A 17,270-nucleotide genomic window follows, 5' to 3' on the forward strand; every position below is an offset into this window, starting at 1 on the left:
TTCCTACTAAATTTTCTCAAAATGAACCTTGCTCTAATGTATTTTTCTACGGGATCGTGCTTCCTTCTGAGCTTCTTGCTTTTCTTTCATCCATTGAAACAAAACAGCAAAGCAAATAGATGGCTTGCCTTTTTTGTATTCCTTATGGGCAGTTCTTTTTTAGGAATCAGTTTTAGAGAAGCAACCGGTCATCTGATTCTATTTCTAAATGCCATACAATTTCTGATGGCGCCAAGCCTTTTACTGGCAACGCTTTACTTTGTAAATCCCACCAAGACTCTTACACCAAAAGATGGGTTGCATTTTTTACCTTTTCTATTCTATGTATTTATTGAATGCTTTCTTTTTTCTAGTGATGGAAGCCTAATCAGACAAAAATTGTTTAGCATTGGATATGCTGATTTCCTGGTCAGGGATTTATTGCCAGTACAGCTGTTGTTATATATTGGCTTGAGTTATTTAGCCTTAGTACGCCATCAAAAGAACCTACGACTGATAACTGCATCAGTCAAAGAAATTAATTTGGACTGGCTTCGGTATTTTTTACTGATTCTGGCTCTAGTCCTGATATTCTGGCTCAATGATGCTTTGATAGGAATGTCTTTTATGCTAAAAGTAATGCCGATTGTTTATGCTATATCGGCTTTTTTTCTGGCGTATTTTTCGATCAGGCAACGAACTATTTTTGCTTTTGATAAGAAAAAATTACAGGACATTTCAGAGCTTTTTGGAACACCGCAAAATGACGATTCAAAGAGATCGACACGTTTGGAAAAAAATGAAATTGCAATACTATCGGAACAACTCGACAGATTAATGACAAACGAAAAGATTTTTTTAGACAATGAATTAAGTCTCCCGATTCTGGCTGAAAAACTCAAAATCAGTATACATGATGCTTCTTATCTGATTAATGAAGTAACCGGCAATAATTTTTACAACTATATCAATAGCAAAAGAGTAGAAGAGGCAAAACGACTGCTGTTGTCTGACAAGTCGGAAGAACTGAATATGTTGGGCATTGCCTTTGCTTCGGGTTTTAATTCAAAGACCACTTTTAATACGGCTTTTAAGAAATGGACTGGTTTGTCGCCTACCCAATATCAAAAGCAAAATAATCAACGATAAATCGGTTCGGCTGGATAAACACGAACAGACAGGCATGTTTTTCAGGCTAATTTTGGCCGTTTAAACTGCTATTTATGAAATCCACACTCTTTTTTTTAGCATTGATTTTTTTCGGCATAGAATTATCAAATGCCTGTACAATTTTTATGGCCAACGACGGACGAAATGTCTGGATTGGAAACAATGAAGATGAAGATCCCTCTCTTTCGTATCGGTTATGGTATTTTCCCGCTACGGGGAAATCATGCGGTTATATGATTTGGACGGAACTGTCGGCTGATGAAAAAATGAACAACCTCATGTATAAAAATCCACAAGGCGGAATGAATGAGTATGGTTTGTTTCTGGATTATACAGCAATTGATGCAGTACCTGCTTCCCATGATCCTAAAAAACAGGTTAGAGAAGAAGAAGTAGTTACTTATATCCTGAAAAATTGCAAAACGGTCAAAGAAGCCCTGAAATTCATTTCAAAATTTAATTTGATCCGATTAACAGGCGCACAGCTTTTCATAGGTGACGCCAGCGGTGATTATGCTACCGTTCACGGAAGTTTTATAGCACGGAAAACAACTGACAACTTTACTCTGACTAATTATTGTATAAAAAATGGACATCATGAAGCTTGCTGGCGCAGAGATGCAGCCAATGATTATTTAAAGCAGAATAGTACTTATGCTTTGCAAGATATTGTCACTATCCTCCAACGAACAGCTCAAAAGAAACCAAGTAATACCATAACCAATTATTCTATGGCTGTGGAGCTAAAAAAGAAAAGGGTTCACCTGTACTATAAAAACGATTTTAAAACTCCGATTGTGATTTCATTAGTTGAGGAATTAAAAAAGGGAAAACATTTTCAGGATATGGCTACCTATTTCCCTAAGAGTATTAGTGAGATTATACTCAATAAGTATAGTACGGATGGCATTGAAGGTGCCATTTCAGCCTATGATTCTTTACGACAATACCATCCAAAAGAGTACAATTTTAAAAACCATGACGCCATTGAATTGGGAATACAAGCCATAGCAATTGGTAAGGCAAACGATGGTGTCCGTTTTTTTGAATGTCTTAAAAAATACGAACCGGAAAATTTGGAAATTGATACATGGCTTGGTGTTGCTAATAGAAAAGAAGGTCGAGTTGAAGAAAGCAATCACTATTTTACCAAAGTATTTGATAAAAATCCAGAAAATTATGTAGCCATATTATTTGGAAAGCAGCAAAATCAAACCGTGACGTTTCAAATGAACGATTTTGAAGGTGCGGAACAAGTTTTGTTATCTGGTGATTTCTCCGACTGGAAACCAATACCGATGCAACAGATAAACGACCGATGGATTTGTACTGTTACGCTTCAAAAAGGAGAGTATCGCTATAAATTCATAGTCAATGGAATTTATTTAGCGGATCAGCTGAATTTATTATACACAGGCTCCGGGCCATATATTTACTCTATTCTTTACGTTTGGTAACTCATTTTCAACTGTATTGTCTAAAAAAAAATACTAAAACATTTTGCGCAACCAAAAAGTTGCTTATATTTGCAACTGAATGGTTGCTAATAAATAATCGATTAAGCAATTTTCTAAATTTTCACATAAAGTATTTTGCTAACCAGATAATATTGAATAATTTAAATTAAAAAAAAATGGGACACAATCTTTTAATGAATTTTACTGTTGATAAGGAAAATAAAAAAATCAGAGTAGAAAGAGAATTTGCAGCAACTCGGGACAGAGTATGGGCTGCCTGGACAAAAAGTGAGCTTTTAGACCAATGGTGGGCACCAAAGCCTTGGAAAGCCAGAACTAAATCTATGGATTTTACAGAAGGAGGATTTTGGCTTTATGCTATGGTCGGACCGGATGGTTCGGAACATTGGGCTAGAGCTGACTATCACGCTATTAAAGAAGGTGAAAGTTTTTCTGCACTTGATGCTTTTTGTGATGAAAATGGTGTTTTAAATACCGAATTTCCAAGATCATTCTGGACGAATACCTTTAAAGAAAATTCGAAGTCAACTATTGTAAACATCGAAATATCATATAAGGAACTAGAAGACCTTGAAAAGATAATTGAAATGGGCTTCAAAGAAGGATTTACTGCCGGATTGGAAAATCTGGATGTGCTTTTGGAGTCGTAATACGATTTTTTATAAAGGATATCATGGGCTGCGAGTACAACTTGGCAGCCTTTTTTATATATTAGTATGACGTTGGGATTCAAGTATAACCAATAGTTTTTGTTGAGCTTTACAACAAAATAATTTGAACCTTCTAACAAAACGATAGTGTTGCTTTGTAGTGAACTTTGCAAGTATAAAAAAGACAATTAAATCTATAATTGAAATGAAAGTAATCATTACTGGTGCTACCGGAATGGTAGGTGAAGGCGTTCTGTTAGAATGTCTTGAAAATTCAGCTGTAACCAAAGTGCTGATGGTAAATCGTAAGCCTTCAGTCCTCAAACATTCTAAATTAGAGGAACTTATCGTACCTGATTTTATGAAATTGGAACAACATGCAGAAGCTCTAAAAGGTTATGATGCTTGTTTTTATTGTGCCGGAATCAGTTCTGTAGGTAAGAATGAAGCCGATTTTACGCATATTACGTATGATACGACATTGGCTTTTGCCCAAACATTGGCATCCCTCAATCCGAATATGGTTTTTACGTATGTATCCGGGAGTCATACAGACAGTTCCGAAAAAGGAAAAATTATGTGGGCAAGGGTAAAAGGCAGGACAGAAAATGCATTGCAAAAGCTGTCTTTTAAAGCAGAATATAATTTCCGTCCGGGATTTATGAAGCCTTTTAAGGAACAGAAAAACGTAAAGACAATCTTCAAAATTATCATCCCGCTATTTCCAATCTTTTTTCCTAAAAGTTCACTGACTATGGAACAGGTGGGCCAGGCTATGATTAATGCAGTGAGAAAAGGGTATCCTAAATCTATTTTGGAAATACAAGACATTAAGGAATTGGCAAAATAGTATAATCTTTTTGTACTTTTGGTACACTATTTAACCAAACGCTTTATGAAATATACTGTAGAAATTGAAATTGACAAGCCTATTGACAGGGTTATTGAATTGTTTGACAATACTGATACGATGAAACAATGGATGGAAGGCTTACAGAGCGTTGAGCATTTGAGCGGTACTCCGGGACAGCCTGGTGCTAAGTTAAAACTTAAGTTTAAGATGGGCAGTCGTGAATTCGAAATGATTGAAACCGTTACAGTACGCAATCTGCCAGATGAATTTACAGGAACTTATGAGGCCAATGGCGTTTTAAATACTGTAAAAAATAGCTTTATCAAACTTTCCGATACGAAGACCAAATATGTTACGGAAAATGAATTTCAATTAAAAGGTTTTATGAAAGTGATGGCTTTCTTGATGCCCGGTGCTTTCAAAAAACAATCGCTTAAATTTATGAGCGCCTTTAAAAAGTTTGTAGAAAGCCAAAACTAAAACCATGAAATCAAACGGAATTGCTCAGAATAAGAAAACATTTTTTTTGCCTGTGCTTTTTTTCATGTTGCTTCTTTCTGAAACATTTTTCGGACAGGCTGCAGTTTCCAAGTTGAAAATTACGCCTCTGGCGGATGATTTTTATATCTATACTACTTACAAAGATTTAGACGGAACAGTATTCCCTTCTAATAGTATGTATGTGGTGTCAGACAAAGGAGTAATTCTTATCGATACGCCTTGGGATGAATCCGAATTTCAACCTTTGCTTGACAGTATTTACAAACGGCATAACAAACCCGTAATATTTTGCATTGCCACCCATTTTCATGACGACCGTACTGCAGGATTCGAATATTATAAAAAGAAAGGCATTCCTACCTATTCGTCCAAATTGACATATGATTTATGCCAGAAAAACGGGAATGTGCAGGCGGAACATTATTTTGAAAAAGATACTGTTTTCAACATCGGAAACAAGAAATTTGAAACCTATTATGCGGGAGCCGGACATACGCAGGACAATATTGTTATCTGGTTTGGAAAACAAAAAATTCTGTATGGAGGCTGTCTTATAAAAAGCACAGAAAACGAAAGTTTGGGCAATATAGCCGATGCCGATTTAAATGCCTGGGAAGGTACTATGAGAAAACTTATAAAGAAATATCCGAAACCGCATTATGTCATTCCAGGACATTTTGGTTGGGAAAGTAACAAGGCGATGCAACATACTCTAAACTTGCTCACAAAGAAATAAATTCTGGTTTTTTATAAAAACAGCCAGTTTATTGTAGCATTTTCTTGTAAAGAAACCGACTTGAAAAATGCCTTAGGAGCTAATCCCGTAAATGCTTTAAAATCTTTGATGAGGTGTGATTGGTCATAAAAAGAACTGTCATAGCTCAACGTACCTTTGCCTTTATCTTTGTTAGCAAGTTTGGTGTTTTTAGCCATCGTTTCTCTGAACCGTTGTATTTTCCTAAACTCAGAAGGTGTTTTACCAACGTGAATATGGAACTGTCTCGCAATATTTTGCCGGCTCGTATGGTGTTTTACAGCAAGCTTTTCAATAGATGCTTCTTCCGCATTTTCCGTTAGTTCCAGCAATACATCTTGTATCAGAGGATTTTCAAAACCGATAAGCTTGGACAGCCAATATTTTTCAATCTGGTTTCGCTGCTCTTCCTTATTGTTTTCATTCAAAATCGACTTCAAGGTCGTTTCATAATCCTCGAAAGGAGCAAAAGAACTATAAGAATTTTCAAGATAATGCTCTAACGGTTTTGAAATAAAAGCATTCAGCCCTAAAGGCTTGAAGTAAAAAGTAACCTCCCTGATCTTGCCTTCATAATGCACTTTAAACGGTTTTTTATAATGGCAGATGAGAGTGGAAAGAAAAGCAGCCTCTTTTTTTTCTTCTACAAAAGCCCCCTTGTCATCCATGACTATCTGTGCATCTGTAATTACAGACACGATACTGAAATTGTTCGGGAAAGTAAAATATTCAACAGTAGGCTCATCTCTTTCCTTTTCTAGGAAATAATAACCTTCAAGATATTGGGAAAGGAGTTTATTTTTAGGCCTGAAATACTGTAGCTGCATGAGGCTAAGTTCTGTTTTTATCTGATACGGACGATAGGTATTGGGATTTATTTAACGGGCTGATCGTATTTTTTTAATGCCTTTTTATGCTTTTCGCTGATTCGTTGTCTAAGACTCTCAGGAGCCAGCACTTCAATTCCTTCAGCAAATCCCATAATCAGTCTTTCGAATTCGTAATTGATATTTAATTTCAGGCTGATTACAATACTTCCGCCTTCCCGATGTTCTTCAATTTTTTGGGAGTGGTGAAATGGTTTTGTTATTACATAAGGCGCATTATGAGTGTCTATCCACAAACGGATATTTCTGACTCTTTGGCCTTCGCTAACCGAAACGCCGATCACGTCTTTGTAGAAATCTTCTGCATTGAAATTCTCTTCAGCATAAGGATGATTAAAATCAAAATCAACTGCTTCGATACGATCTAACGCCAAGTTGACAATTGGTAAAGCTGCTTTTTTCTTACCAACCAAAAACCAGCGGTTATTGAATTCTTTTAAAATGAACGGATGAAAGATAAACTGTTGAGGTTCTCTGGATTTAAACGATTTATAAGTAAGCACCACTACAACTTTTTTGATGATGGCTTGGTATAGTATATCCAGAAAATGCAATCCTTTTAAGTTCTCATTTTTATCCAGATAGATAACAGGTTGGGTATGCGATTTCTCTGCATAAATCTTATCTTCAAGACGCTGCAATATATCGGATACATCATTGAATAAAGAAAAATCCTTAAACTGCTTGAGCATAGAAACGGTTTCGGTTAGTACATTGATATCCGTTTCGGTTAGCGGAATATCGGTTATAGTATATTCCTCGTCTTCATATTTGTAGTACTTTTTCTCATAGACCACAATAGGTGCATTATAGCCCAGTTTTTCACTTCGCATGAGCTGGATGTCAAGCTGTGTGGTTCTTTTGCTTACAGAATTTTCTTTGCCTTCGTATTCAAATAATGCTTCAGAACAAGCTTCCATCAAATCTTCCAGAGTCCATTTTCTATACTGGTTCTGTAGGCATTTATCAATGGTTTTATAACGGATAAGGGCATTCTTGTTTTGAGACATTTTTTCTGATTTTAGATAGAAGAAAGTAAAAAGTATTTGCTCGTTTAGTCAAAAATAGAAATTCTTTTTTACTGCGCAAAATAATTGCGTAGTAGAGGAATCATCTTTGTACCATCAAAATAATAAGGCCTTGTAGCTTAAAGGGAAAAGCCTGTGGCAAAATTTACTGGCCATTGAGTTTACGGATATTCCGGTTAGACCTGCGCGGACTAATGGGTAGAATTTACAGAAGCACCGAAATCGTTAGGGAAAGTAGGGAAGCGTATTTGCAGCCGTAATGCCCGAGAGGGAATGTGAGTTCGAATCTCATCAAGGTTACAAAAAAAAGAACCTGACTGATTATAAAAATTGGTCGGGTTCTTTTGTATTAGATTTTGATAGTAATGAATACTATTCTTTATGTACATCTTTAAACTTAAACATGTCAAATAGCCGTTGTTCTTTTTCATTATCAAAACCGCATGTTGATTTAAATTCTTTAGGGTTTTCATAAGTTCCAAACAACATATCCCACCATACAATATCACCATAATTATTAGTGTGTTTGTCATATTCGTGATGAATTCTGTGCATTTCTGGACGCTGAAAAATATAGCCAATCCATTGCGGGGTTTTTACGTTGGTATGATAAAAAAATTCTCCAAGAGCTGTAAATAGCGTATATACAGCACCAGCTTCTAAACTCAATCCCAACGTAGTAAAAACCAAAAGGCTTCCTATAATTGAATTTACAGTCATTTCTAAAGGATGTTTGTAAAAAGAGGTGATTACTTCCAAGCGTTGTGGACTGTGATGAATTTGATGGAAATGTGTCCATAAAAAATCAATTTTATGTCTCCATCGATGCCACCAGTAAAAGATAAAAGTAGCTATAAAATATGCGATTAATCCTCCGAAGAAGGAATTCACATAGTCTGATAATTTAAACAAGGAAGTCTTAGCCAACCATATTTCCCATGTATATCCTGCCAATATCACTATGCCAAGCTGAATAAAATTTACAGCCAGTACTCTTATGGTCCAGGTTGGCACATCAGGTAATTTCCAGCCGGGTGTCAATCGCTCTAATAAAAAGCAAAATCCAAATACGATAAAGATGATAAGTAGTGTCATTTTAATTTGAGTTTATTGTTGTGCTTTGTAGCGCAACAAGAATTACATTTGTTTTTTAAGGCCTACGAATACAAATGTAATAGTGCTCTTTATTAGAAATGATGCACCTGAGTTAACAAATTACTGCACTATCCTTTTTCTTATCCTGCTAAGGGATTGTGGTTTTACACCCACAAAAGAAGCAATAAGATATTGGGGAATTCTTTGTGTGAGATCTTTGTAATGATTTAAGAAATAGCGGTAACGGTCTTCGGGATTATAACGGTGGACAGTCAAAAGTTGGTCGACCATAATGATGAAACGATGTTCAATAATAACTCTGCCTAATAAGTTGGCATTTCGGGAGATTTTATACAATTTTTGCAACTCTTCATATTCGATTACCAGTAATTGGCAATCTTCCAGCGCTTGAATATTTTGAAGTGAAGGCTCCTTGGATATGAAACTGCCATAGTCAGCAATAAACTCGCCCTCTTTGGTAAACTCCAAAGTAGATTCTTCTTCATTTTTAAAAACAAAATAGCGAACTAATCCTTTGCATAAAAATCCCAATCTGTGATTGACTTCTGTGGATTGCAAAAAGAATTCATTTTTCTTTAATGAGTATGGTTTAAATGCTTTTCGAAACATTGTTTCTTCTTCAGAATCAAGTTCCGTGATTTGCTTTAAAGAATTTAAAAGTATATCATAAGAATCCATTGCATGCTATTTATATACAATACTACATAAATTTGCTTAAAGTGTAGATTTTAAAATAAAAAATAACTGCGCAAAATAATTGCGTAGGTGCATGTGCATCTTTGTACCATCAAAAAATGGAAAACATGAAAACACCAATCAACGGAACCGATTTGCTGGAATTAGGATATCCTCAAGGAAGCGTTATCGGGATTGCCTTAAACGTAAACAAAAAGAGAACTGGTCATACAAAAGAGCAGATGTTGGATTTGTATAAAAAAGTACTGGAGACACCAGAGAATTATATCGACGATGCGCTTTTTGGAAAATTAGCCACGGCATTAATCGAAAAGTTTGCAGAAAAACCGGAAGATTTTATTGCCCTGAATCCAAACCCGAAAGCCTTTTCGTCTTATGGATTAAACCATATTGAAGCAGGTGCTATTGATCAGATGAAAATTGCCATGCAATTGCCTGTTACGGTTGGTGGTGCCCTGATGCCAGATGCACACCAAGGTTATGGATTGCCAATTGGAGGCGTATTGGCTACACAAAATGCTATTATTCCTTATGGAGTAGGTGTGGATATCGGTTGTAGAATGGCCCTGTCGGTTTATGATATTCCAGAAGATTTTTATTATGAGAACGAACATAAATTCAAGAGAGAACTGATTGCTCATTCTAAATTTGGTGCTGGACACGGTTTCCAGGGGCAATACAGAGCAGACCATGCCGTACTGGAAAGCCCTGATTTTGAAACTAACCCGTTTGTCAAGAACTTAAAAGATAAGGCCTGGTCACAATTAGGATCTTCTGGTGGAGGAAACCATTTCGTAGAATTTGGGATTTTAGAGTTTGAATCGGATGATGCTGTTTTGGGTATTTCCAAAGGAAAATATGTTGCTTTGTTGACACATTCGGGTTCCAGAGGTTTTGGTGCTACTGTTGCCGGGCATTATACTAAAATTGCAAAAGAGTTATGTCCATTACCAGAAGTGGCAAGAAATCTGGCTTATCTGGATATGAATTCAGAGATGGGACAAGAGTATTGGATAGCCATGAATTTGGCAGGAGATTATGCTTCGGCTTGCCATGAAATTATCCATAACAAGATGCAGCAGGCATTAGGTGCTGAGGTATTAGCGAAAGTGGAAAACCATCATAATTTTGCATGGAAAGAAATCTGGAATGGAGAAGAAGTAATTGTACATAGAAAAGGAGCAACTCCGGCTGCAAAAGGCGTGATGGGAATCATACCGGGAAGTATGACGGCACCGGGATTTCTGGTAAGAGGAAAAGGAGAAGAGAATGCTATCAATTCGGCTTCGCATGGTGCCGGACGACAGATGAGCAGAGGTCAGGCCTTTAGGACGATTACCAAAAATGAAATGCAGGCCGTCCTAAACCATCATGGCGTAACGCTGATTGGTGCCGGACTGGACGAAGCGCCAATGGCCTATAAAGATATCAACCAAGTCATGGCATCGCAACAGGAACTAGTAGATGTAGTAGCGAAATTTACTCCTAAAATGGTGCGTATGGCAGATGACGGAAGTAGAGAAGATTAAAAATAGCAGGCTAAAATTGCCTGCTATTCTTTTATAAACTTACCGTTCCAATTACCACGATCTGTAGAAACAGAAATCTGGTATATTCCCGAAGCGAGTAATGAAACATCTATAGATTTTGAATTTTCTGTAATGGTATAGATTGTCTGTCCCAACATATTGGTAATGGCAATTTTTTGTATTTTTGTATTTTGACTGTCGGTAAATTCTAAATGCAATAGGTTTTTCGTAGGATTTGGATACATTTTTATAGCTAAAGATTTTGACCTATCCGGAACAGATAATTCAGGCGCTAGCGAACCCTCCTGTGTTTTTGCATACAATCCGATAGTACCTGTTTTGGTTAAGCGAAATTCTACAAAAGCGATACCATTTTCTGAGCCTGAATTGAAAGGAATAATCTTTTCTGCATTAGGTAAGGCATAAGTTCCGGCAGACATAGTAGCAATTACTGTTGCTGCGGTATTATTGCCTGACAAAAACCATCCTGCATCTACGATATCTCCAGCAGGAGGCGCATTTACAACTAGGTTGGTATATTCGGATATGGAATAATAAACCCGTACAATAATACCGTCATTCACAGTATGGTTTCCGCTATCGGTAATAGAAACAAGACGATTGCTGACTCTGGTGCTGTTAGTGCCGTTACTGATTTGGTAATAGCCATCGGTAGAAGTAACTCCATTTGGAAGCGCTCCTATAGTATTGTTATTGATTTGTACGTTGGACGGCGAAAAGTTATTGCCATTCGGATTGACGGTCAGCATTTTTCTGGCACGATTGGTTGGATTCGACCAATCGTAGTTGCATCCCGAATAGGCTAGTGTTGTGGTTGTACCTGATACTGCCAAAAGCGGAGTTGAGGCAGCTAACGAAGTGTCGCCGGTAATGTTCCAGCCTTTTCCACCGTTGACAACAGGCAACAGGAGGTTAGCACGGGCCGCTGCTCCATCATTACAATAGTAAAGTCCTGCTGCGCCTAAAACCCGGCTCTGAGGGCCATTCGCACTAAACCCAACTAATGTTGCATCATAATTGGCAATACTCATGCCGCAATTATCAAGCATGCCACCAAAAAAACCTCCTAAAGAGGAATTTAAATTTAAGCGTGCCCCCCACGGTCCCAGATTTTGGTTAAATGCGGAGGCATCCTTAAACATGGCTTCCATAGAAATTGCTGAAGAAATATCCCAATTGCTAATATCTTGATTGAAGGAAGTTGCCTGTTGAAACATATTCAGCATATTAACAGCTGAAGAAACATTCCAGTTACCGATATTCTGATTAAAAGCCGAAGCTCCTTTAAACATGGCATTCATATTAATAACATTACCCATATTCCAATTGCCTATGTTTTGATTGAAGGCTGTGGCTCCGGAAAACAGGGTTGACATATCTGTAACTGCAGCAGTATTCCAGTTCCCGATATTTTGATTGAAAGCAGTAGCATCGCTAAACATGCCACTCATTGTAGTAACAGTGCTTGTATTCCAATTTCCGATAGGCTGGTTAAAGGCAGTAGCTGCTGTAAACATGCTTCGTGTAATGGTAACAGCTCCCATATTCCAATTGTTGATATTTTGGTTAAAGGCAGAAGCTTGAGAAAACATACCGTCTGTATTAGTAAGACTGGTAGTATTCCAATTTCCGATGGGCTGGTTAAAATTCTTGGCGGCATAAAACATATATTCCATAATAGCCACGGCTCCGGTATTCCAGTTTCCAATATTTTGATTGAAATTAGTAGCATTGGCAAACATGTTACTCATGGTTGTAACGGCAGCTGTATTCCATGTTCCTATATTCTGATTAAAAATTGTTGCACCGCTAAATAAATTGCTCATATTCGTCACGGTAGCAGTATTCCAATTTCCAATATTGGTCGGGCCATTTAAAGCGATACAAAACTGAAACATTTGACTCATGTTGGTCACACCGGAAAGTACAGGAACATCGGTTGCCGTAATGTTCATCGTAGTACAGCCATAGAAAGCACTAGCAAAGTTTGTCCAGGCAATGTTTCCCCATTGCGCTATGTTTTTCAGCTTTACTTTATCGCCTGAATTATTGAAATAAATTCTTGGAAAAGTTCCGGTAATTTTAACCTGATAATTAGTATTGATTGCCAAACCGGTAAATTGAGCATTTCCAGTAACATTATTCAATGTCGTAATGATGGTTGCTGGTGTATCAAGCCTTGCAATGGTAGCGGTGTAGTTATATCCTGTTCCGGTTGTGGGAACTGTAATTGTAGTACTAGCGCCCGTATTCCATTCGGTTATAAACTGCCCAAAACTGGGAAAAGTAGCCATCAGGAAAAATACAAGAAGAAGTAGTTTTATTTTCATAGGTTGTTTTGTGGTATAAGTGGGTTTTGTGTAGATATTATTCTTTTATGAATTTGCCTTTCCATTCGCCTTTATCGGTAATGAGATGGAGTTGGTACATTCCGGCTGCCAAAAAGCTGATTTCGACTGATGGATTTTTATACGTTTCGTTGTAGACAGTCTGTCCCAGCATATTGCTTATTAAAACTTGTTTTATTTCAAGATCAGGCATATTTGGAAGTTGTATGTTCAGGACATTAGCTGCTGGATTTGGGTAAAGTTTTATAGCATTTTTCCAAATCAATTCATCAGTACCCAGACAGCCATCAACAGTAAGTTGTAAAGGCATGGTAATGGTAGTGCCGCAGGAATTGGTCATCGTACAAGTGTATATGCCACTGTCTGATACTACAAGATTAGGAATAGAAAGTATACCGGTAGTTTGAGAAGGCAATACGGTTGAGCCCTTTTTCCATATATAGCTGGTGGCATTAGTATTCTGCACGTCAAATACAAAAGGATTATTCACGCAAACGACAAAAGAGGCAGTATCAAAAAAGTGATAAGAAGGCTTGCGGCAGATTTCGATAAGGTCTTTTGGCTCATAGGTATTATTCGCAATTATTTTTCGGTTGACAGTGTTGGTTGTCAGGTTAAGTTTAAAGTTTCCTTGACCGCTACTGCCATAAATTGCACCATCGCTGGCTTTTAGCAACGTGCCATACGGAGCCCTGACCATATCATCTGCAACATAAGAAAAAGGATGAAGTATGGACATGGTTCCTGTGGTAACGTCATATTCAAATACTAAACCGTCTGCATTAGGGTAACTGCTATTGTTATTTCCACCTAAGGTGCCATAAAGTTTGTTGTCGGCACTTTTTATAATAGGACTAGGATTGGCACCATTGACAGCATAGTTGAAATCAAACTTTTTAACCATCGTATTGGTCGCAATTGTATATTCGAAGAGCGTACCGCTGCCTAATGGAGCTACACCTTGAGGACCTATATTAACACCGCCCAATGCCGTACCGTATAATTTTCCAGGCAAGGCTTCCACCAGTTTGGTCTCATAAATAGTATGTATAACATCGGAACCTGAACCGGGTGTACCAAGAACATAAACTTTCGTTAGTTGGTTGTTTGAAAGATTCAGCCTATAAATACCACCAGGATAAGGAATATTTTGTGAGGAAGGCGCCATAGAAGTTACACCATATAAATTTCCGTCGGATGCTTTCATAAGCTCTCCGGTGAATTTAGGGTATTGGTTGCTGTTGTTATAGGAAAATGGAGGAATGGTCGCAACAATGCTCATTTCTTCCGTATTGATGTTGTATTTAAAGATGGAAGAACCGCTATTGGTAATGCCATACAATATGTTAGGTTGAGGTTCTATAACACCATGCATTGCACCTGTTAATGTTGTAGAAAGCACTTTATATTGGTCGAGTATAAGGTCATATTCAAATAGTACTCCCAAGGGCACTCCTGGGCCAGGCGTATTGCCATCATAACCAGTCACACCATATAATCTTCCGTTGGAAGCCTGGAATAGTCGGCCTCTTGGAAACTTTCCCAACATACCGTTAGGATCAAATTCATGCATAGTTTCAGGATCCGAACTATCACCTGCCAGAGCAGTTTTGATAATAACGCCATTGTTGCTTCCGGGTGTTCCTATTGCGGTCATTCGATAACCCCAAAGTTCTTTTTGGCCGTAGGCAGAAGAAAAAATAAAAAACAGGCAAGCTGCAAACCGGGTAATTTTTTTCATGCGTTCCTCGTTTGGTAGGTTTGTGACTGTGCTAATACTACGGGAAAGCTATTGTATGGCAGGTTCTTGATTTGTGGGCGTGAACGTAAGGTAGTAGCTTAGTTGTAAGGGTACTAGTGCAAACTTAGGCTAATAAATTAAATTTTATGTTTTCTGAAGGATAAATTTTGAAATGAAGTAAATCTCTTTTACGTTTTTAAGATGTATAAATAAGCTGCGTTGTCGCTTTATTTATTGGAGAAATAAATTTATTCACTTTTAAAGTAGGGTTTTTTCGAGTTAAACTGTTTTTGTAAAGGCTACTCACGAAATTGTAGCTTAACTATAACTAACTAAAAAACCAAACGTATGAAAAAGAAGTTTTTTTTGATGATGGCTACAGTTCTCCTAGGACTGGTTTCTATTAGCCTTAGCTCTTGCAGCAGTGATGATAGCAGCCCACCTTCAGGCTCAAAAACTGTAAAATATGAGGTAACCGGAAATTATTCGGGACAGCTTTTTGTAGTGTTTACGGGGGCAAATGGGCAAAACGTAGAAGAAATTATTACAGCGCTACCATGGTCTAAAGAGATTACAGCCCCAAACAGCCTTATAGCGGTTGGATTTGGCGGACAGACTGCCGCTCAGAGTTTTGGTGCTGCCGGACAGACGGCTACCGCAAAGATTTATGTTAACAATGTACAGAAACAGACAGGAACTGCAACAGCAGATATTAACGGAGCTATGACGCTGCCTAGTTTGGCAACCCATCTTGAATAGGTCTGATTTACAAACTGATATTTTTGAAGAAAAATAAGAATACTTTTCTTACTGTTTTAAAAAAACGATTACTTTTGTCCCCGAAATGAATACAATATACCAACATAGCGTACCGTCATTTAGACTATTAAACGATCGTATTGGAGCAAAGCTTCTTGCGAAACGTCAAGGATGTGGTATATATTGTAAAGATTTCAAGTACAATTTGTAATTGGTAATCCAAAACTATATAAAAAGCGTCCTGATTTCAGGGCGCTTTTTTTGTTTTATAGCCATTTTGAAATCAAATTAGACATATTAAGCAAGATTTTGGAAAAAGAAATTAAAGAAAAAACAATAGAAATGATATAAAAACAAGTGCCTTAAAAGGGGAATCTAAAAAAAAAGTAAAAAAATGTTTCATGCCTAGTATAAAAAATAGAAAATAAGAATTGGAAACTAACCAAATGAGAGACAGTCATTTGAATATTTTAAAGACATCTGCTACCTGGTGGACAGGATTTCTTTTGCTTAAAAATAAATATAACTAATTGATTTTCAGTAAAATAAATTAAAAAATAATTTGGAAGTTTGATTTTTTAGACTTTATCTTTGCCGAAGAAAAATGGAAAGAATTTAAGATTTAAGATTTTTGATTTGAGATTTTTGATTTCAGAATTACCAACTAAAAACTATCAACTAACAATTATAAACTATAAAGATATGTTTGCTTTTAGATTACATAACATTCATCAAGCTTTCCCGAGACTGGATAGTCGATTTTATAAAACACAGGTGTATGATCATTACAGGCTGATAGGATAATCTTATCCTGCAGTATGATATGAAGCACCTTTAACGAGGTGCTTTTTTTATGCCCAAAAAGAGAGTAGGCAAATAAAGGTTGTTACAACTAGCTCTCCGCAATGACCCTGTAGCTCAATTGAATAGAGCAACTGCTTACGAAGCAGAAGGTTACAGGTTTGAATCCTGTCAGGGTCACATAAGTTCTGGAAAGGAACTGGCTCATTGGGGTTACTGGCTAACCTTCCCGACTGTCTCTCGGGAGAAACGAGTTCGATCCTCGTATGAGCCGCATATGGTGCTTTTAGTTTATTAGGTAAAACCTCAGATTGTGGTTCTGAAGAACAGGGTTCGATTCCCGAAAGCACCCAAAAACTGGGAAGATAACGGAGGTTGTTTGCCCGCCTTGGACGCGGGAGGTCGCAGGTTCGAATCCTGCTTCCCAGACATAGTAAGGCAGAAATGGGGGAATGGTATATGCGGCAGATTTAGGATCTGTTTTTTGAGAGTTCGAGTCTCTCTTTCTGTACAAATGGAACAGTAGTGTATGTGGTATGCACGTTAGTTTGAAGCACTAAAGGTATTCGTTCAACTCGAATCTGTTCCACAATGTTTAATTAAAAAGAATACTAATCATGAGACAAGACATCTTAAAAAGGTTTTTGACAAACACGGATGAAACGGGACGTTTTCTGATGAAGTCCAGGCTAACAGGTATTATTTATTTTGTTGAGCCTATCTATAATGGGAAGACACCCGAATGGGGCGATCTGGATCCGGCTACAAAAAAGCTTACGGGCAATTATGGTTCTAAATATACAGGAGCTGTTACAAGGAAAGAGTCGCTCATAACTGAAGAAAATGGGTTTGTAAATATAGGCTATTTCAAAGGAAGTCCCTTTGGAGCTATTGAACAAAGAGACCGTGAACACCAGAAAAGACTGGGAATTCTATAAATTTAATTCACTGCGCAAAAT

15 protein-coding genes and 4 tRNA genes are annotated in these 17,270 nt (G+C 37.4%); 13 read left to right on the forward strand and 6 right to left on the reverse strand.

Going from position 1 to position 17,270, the window contains the following annotated elements; translation table 11 throughout:
- Positions 1–21 precede the first annotated feature (21 nt).
- The 6 genes from FJA49_RS13055 to bla all read left to right on the forward strand — a co-directional run bounded on the left by FJA49_RS13055 (position 22) and on the right by bla (position 5,367).
- Positions 22–1,128 (forward strand): helix-turn-helix domain-containing protein, encoded by a 1,107-nt coding sequence (locus FJA49_RS13055; protein WP_140001362.1) that lies wholly within the window; start codon positions 22–24, stop codon positions 1,126–1,128.
- Positions 1,129–1,202: 74 nt separating this feature from the next.
- Positions 1,203–2,606: a hypothetical protein gene (locus FJA49_RS13060; RefSeq protein ID WP_140001363.1), complete on the forward strand. Its 1,404-nt coding sequence runs from the start codon at positions 1,203–1,205 to the stop codon at positions 2,604–2,606.
- A 176-nt stretch (positions 2,607–2,782) separates the two neighbouring features.
- The gene (locus tag FJA49_RS13065) at positions 2,783–3,277 is read left to right on the forward strand and encodes an SRPBCC family protein (protein WP_140001364.1); all 495 of its coding nucleotides are present in this window, start codon (positions 2,783–2,785) and stop codon (positions 3,275–3,277) included.
- A gap of 205 nt (positions 3,278–3,482) precedes the next feature.
- A complete protein-coding gene (locus FJA49_RS13070; protein WP_140001365.1) occupies positions 3,483–4,127 on the forward strand; it encodes an NAD-dependent epimerase/dehydratase family protein in 645 nt (214 codons plus the stop codon).
- A 45-nt stretch (positions 4,128–4,172) separates the two neighbouring features.
- Complete coding sequence (locus tag FJA49_RS13075) at positions 4,173–4,610, forward strand: SRPBCC family protein (protein ID WP_140001366.1); 438 nt, start codon at positions 4,173–4,175, stop codon at positions 4,608–4,610.
- Between the two features lie 4 nt (positions 4,611–4,614).
- Positions 4,615–5,367 (forward strand): BlaB/IND/MUS family subclass B1 metallo-beta-lactamase, encoded by a 753-nt coding sequence (bla, locus tag FJA49_RS13080; RefSeq protein ID WP_140001367.1) that lies wholly within the window; start codon positions 4,615–4,617, stop codon positions 5,365–5,367.
- A gap of 11 nt (positions 5,368–5,378) precedes the next feature.
- Here bla and FJA49_RS13085 read toward each other — a convergent pair whose 3' ends face one another.
- The 4 genes from FJA49_RS13085 to FJA49_RS13100 all read right to left on the reverse strand — a co-directional run bounded on the left by FJA49_RS13085 (position 5,379) and on the right by FJA49_RS13100 (position 9,094).
- Positions 5,379–6,212: a helix-turn-helix domain-containing protein gene (locus FJA49_RS13085; RefSeq protein ID WP_140001368.1), complete on the reverse strand. Its 834-nt coding sequence runs from the start codon at positions 6,210–6,212 to the stop codon at positions 5,379–5,381.
- 47 nt (positions 6,213–6,259) lie between these two features.
- Positions 6,260–7,282 (reverse strand): helix-turn-helix transcriptional regulator, encoded by a 1,023-nt coding sequence (locus FJA49_RS13090; protein WP_140001369.1) that lies wholly within the window; start codon positions 7,280–7,282, stop codon positions 6,260–6,262.
- A 390-nt stretch (positions 7,283–7,672) separates the two neighbouring features.
- A complete protein-coding gene (locus FJA49_RS13095; protein ID WP_140001370.1) occupies positions 7,673–8,395 on the reverse strand; it encodes a sterol desaturase family protein in 723 nt (240 codons plus the stop codon).
- 120 nt (positions 8,396–8,515) lie between these two features.
- Positions 8,516–9,094: a Crp/Fnr family transcriptional regulator gene (locus FJA49_RS13100; RefSeq protein ID WP_140001371.1), complete on the reverse strand. Its 579-nt coding sequence runs from the start codon at positions 9,092–9,094 to the stop codon at positions 8,516–8,518.
- A 125-nt stretch (positions 9,095–9,219) separates the two neighbouring features.
- Between FJA49_RS13100 and FJA49_RS13105 the strand changes: the two genes are divergently transcribed.
- Complete coding sequence (locus tag FJA49_RS13105) at positions 9,220–10,641, forward strand: RtcB family protein (RefSeq protein ID WP_140001372.1); 1,422 nt, start codon at positions 9,220–9,222, stop codon at positions 10,639–10,641.
- Between the two features lie 23 nt (positions 10,642–10,664).
- On the opposite strand, the gene FJA49_RS13110 is transcribed toward FJA49_RS13105, so the two are convergent.
- Both FJA49_RS13110 and FJA49_RS13115 read right to left on the reverse strand, forming a co-directional pair.
- Positions 10,665–12,992, reverse strand: a complete 2,328-nt coding sequence (locus FJA49_RS13110; RefSeq protein ID WP_140001373.1) for a BspA family leucine-rich repeat surface protein — start codon at positions 12,990–12,992, stop codon at positions 10,665–10,667.
- A 37-nt stretch (positions 12,993–13,029) separates the two neighbouring features.
- Positions 13,030–14,751, reverse strand: a complete 1,722-nt coding sequence (locus tag FJA49_RS13115) for a T9SS type A sorting domain-containing protein (protein ID WP_140001374.1) — start codon at positions 14,749–14,751, stop codon at positions 13,030–13,032.
- Between the two features lie 348 nt (positions 14,752–15,099).
- Between FJA49_RS13115 and FJA49_RS13120 the strand changes: the two genes are divergently transcribed.
- The 6 genes from FJA49_RS13120 to FJA49_RS13140 all read left to right on the forward strand — a co-directional run bounded on the left by FJA49_RS13120 (position 15,100) and on the right by FJA49_RS13140 (position 17,249).
- Positions 15,100–15,510, forward strand: coding sequence for a hypothetical protein (locus FJA49_RS13120; protein ID WP_140001375.1), 411 nt, complete (start codon positions 15,100–15,102; stop codon positions 15,508–15,510).
- Positions 15,511–16,417: 907 nt separating this feature from the next.
- Positions 16,418–16,491: transfer RNA gene (locus FJA49_RS13125), tRNA-Arg, on the forward strand.
- 100 nt (positions 16,492–16,591) lie between these two features.
- Positions 16,592–16,662, forward strand: a tRNA-His gene (locus FJA49_RS18450).
- A gap of 6 nt (positions 16,663–16,668) precedes the next feature.
- Positions 16,669–16,740: transfer RNA gene (locus FJA49_RS13130), tRNA-Pro, on the forward strand.
- Positions 16,741–16,749: 9 nt separating this feature from the next.
- A tRNA-Leu gene (locus FJA49_RS13135) sits at positions 16,750–16,822 on the forward strand.
- A gap of 106 nt (positions 16,823–16,928) precedes the next feature.
- Positions 16,929–17,249: a hypothetical protein gene (locus FJA49_RS13140; protein WP_140001376.1), complete on the forward strand. Its 321-nt coding sequence runs from the start codon at positions 16,929–16,931 to the stop codon at positions 17,247–17,249.
- Positions 17,250–17,270: the final 21 nt, after the last annotated feature.

Source organism: Flavobacterium microcysteis, from assembly GCF_006385255.1.
GTDB lineage: Bacteria > Bacteroidota > Bacteroidia > Flavobacteriales > Flavobacteriaceae > Flavobacterium > Flavobacterium microcysteis.

Bases quoted from the DNA above. Each gene is read 5' to 3' on its own strand.
- FJA49_RS13055 (WP_140001362.1), top strand. From the start codon at position 22: ATGAACCTTGCTCTAATGTATTTTTCTACGGGATCGTGCTTCCTTCTG.
- FJA49_RS13060 (WP_140001363.1), top strand. From the start codon at position 1,203: ATGAAATCCACACTCTTTTTTTTAGCATTGATTTTTTTCGGCATAGAA.
- FJA49_RS13065 (WP_140001364.1), top strand. From the start codon at position 2,783: ATGGGACACAATCTTTTAATGAATTTTACTGTTGATAAGGAAAATAAA.
- FJA49_RS13070 (WP_140001365.1), top strand. From the start codon at position 3,483: ATGAAAGTAATCATTACTGGTGCTACCGGAATGGTAGGTGAAGGCGTT.
- FJA49_RS13075 (WP_140001366.1), top strand. From the start codon at position 4,173: ATGAAATATACTGTAGAAATTGAAATTGACAAGCCTATTGACAGGGTT.
- bla (WP_140001367.1), top strand. From the start codon at position 4,615: ATGAAATCAAACGGAATTGCTCAGAATAAGAAAACATTTTTTTTGCCT.
- FJA49_RS13085 (WP_140001368.1), bottom strand. From the start codon at position 6,212: ATGCAGCTACAGTATTTCAGGCCTAAAAATAAACTCCTTTCCCAATAT.
- FJA49_RS13090 (WP_140001369.1), bottom strand. From the start codon at position 7,282: ATGTCTCAAAACAAGAATGCCCTTATCCGTTATAAAACCATTGATAAA.
- FJA49_RS13095 (WP_140001370.1), bottom strand. From the start codon at position 8,395: ATGACACTACTTATCATCTTTATCGTATTTGGATTTTGCTTTTTATTA.
- FJA49_RS13100 (WP_140001371.1), bottom strand. From the start codon at position 9,094: ATGGATTCTTATGATATACTTTTAAATTCTTTAAAGCAAATCACGGAA.
- FJA49_RS13105 (WP_140001372.1), top strand. From the start codon at position 9,220: ATGAAAACACCAATCAACGGAACCGATTTGCTGGAATTAGGATATCCT.
- FJA49_RS13110 (WP_140001373.1), bottom strand. From the start codon at position 12,992: ATGAAAATAAAACTACTTCTTCTTGTATTTTTCCTGATGGCTACTTTT.
- FJA49_RS13115 (WP_140001374.1), bottom strand. From the start codon at position 14,751: ATGAAAAAAATTACCCGGTTTGCAGCTTGCCTGTTTTTTATTTTTTCT.
- FJA49_RS13120 (WP_140001375.1), top strand. From the start codon at position 15,100: ATGAAAAAGAAGTTTTTTTTGATGATGGCTACAGTTCTCCTAGGACTG.
- FJA49_RS13140 (WP_140001376.1), top strand. From the start codon at position 16,929: ATGAGACAAGACATCTTAAAAAGGTTTTTGACAAACACGGATGAAACG.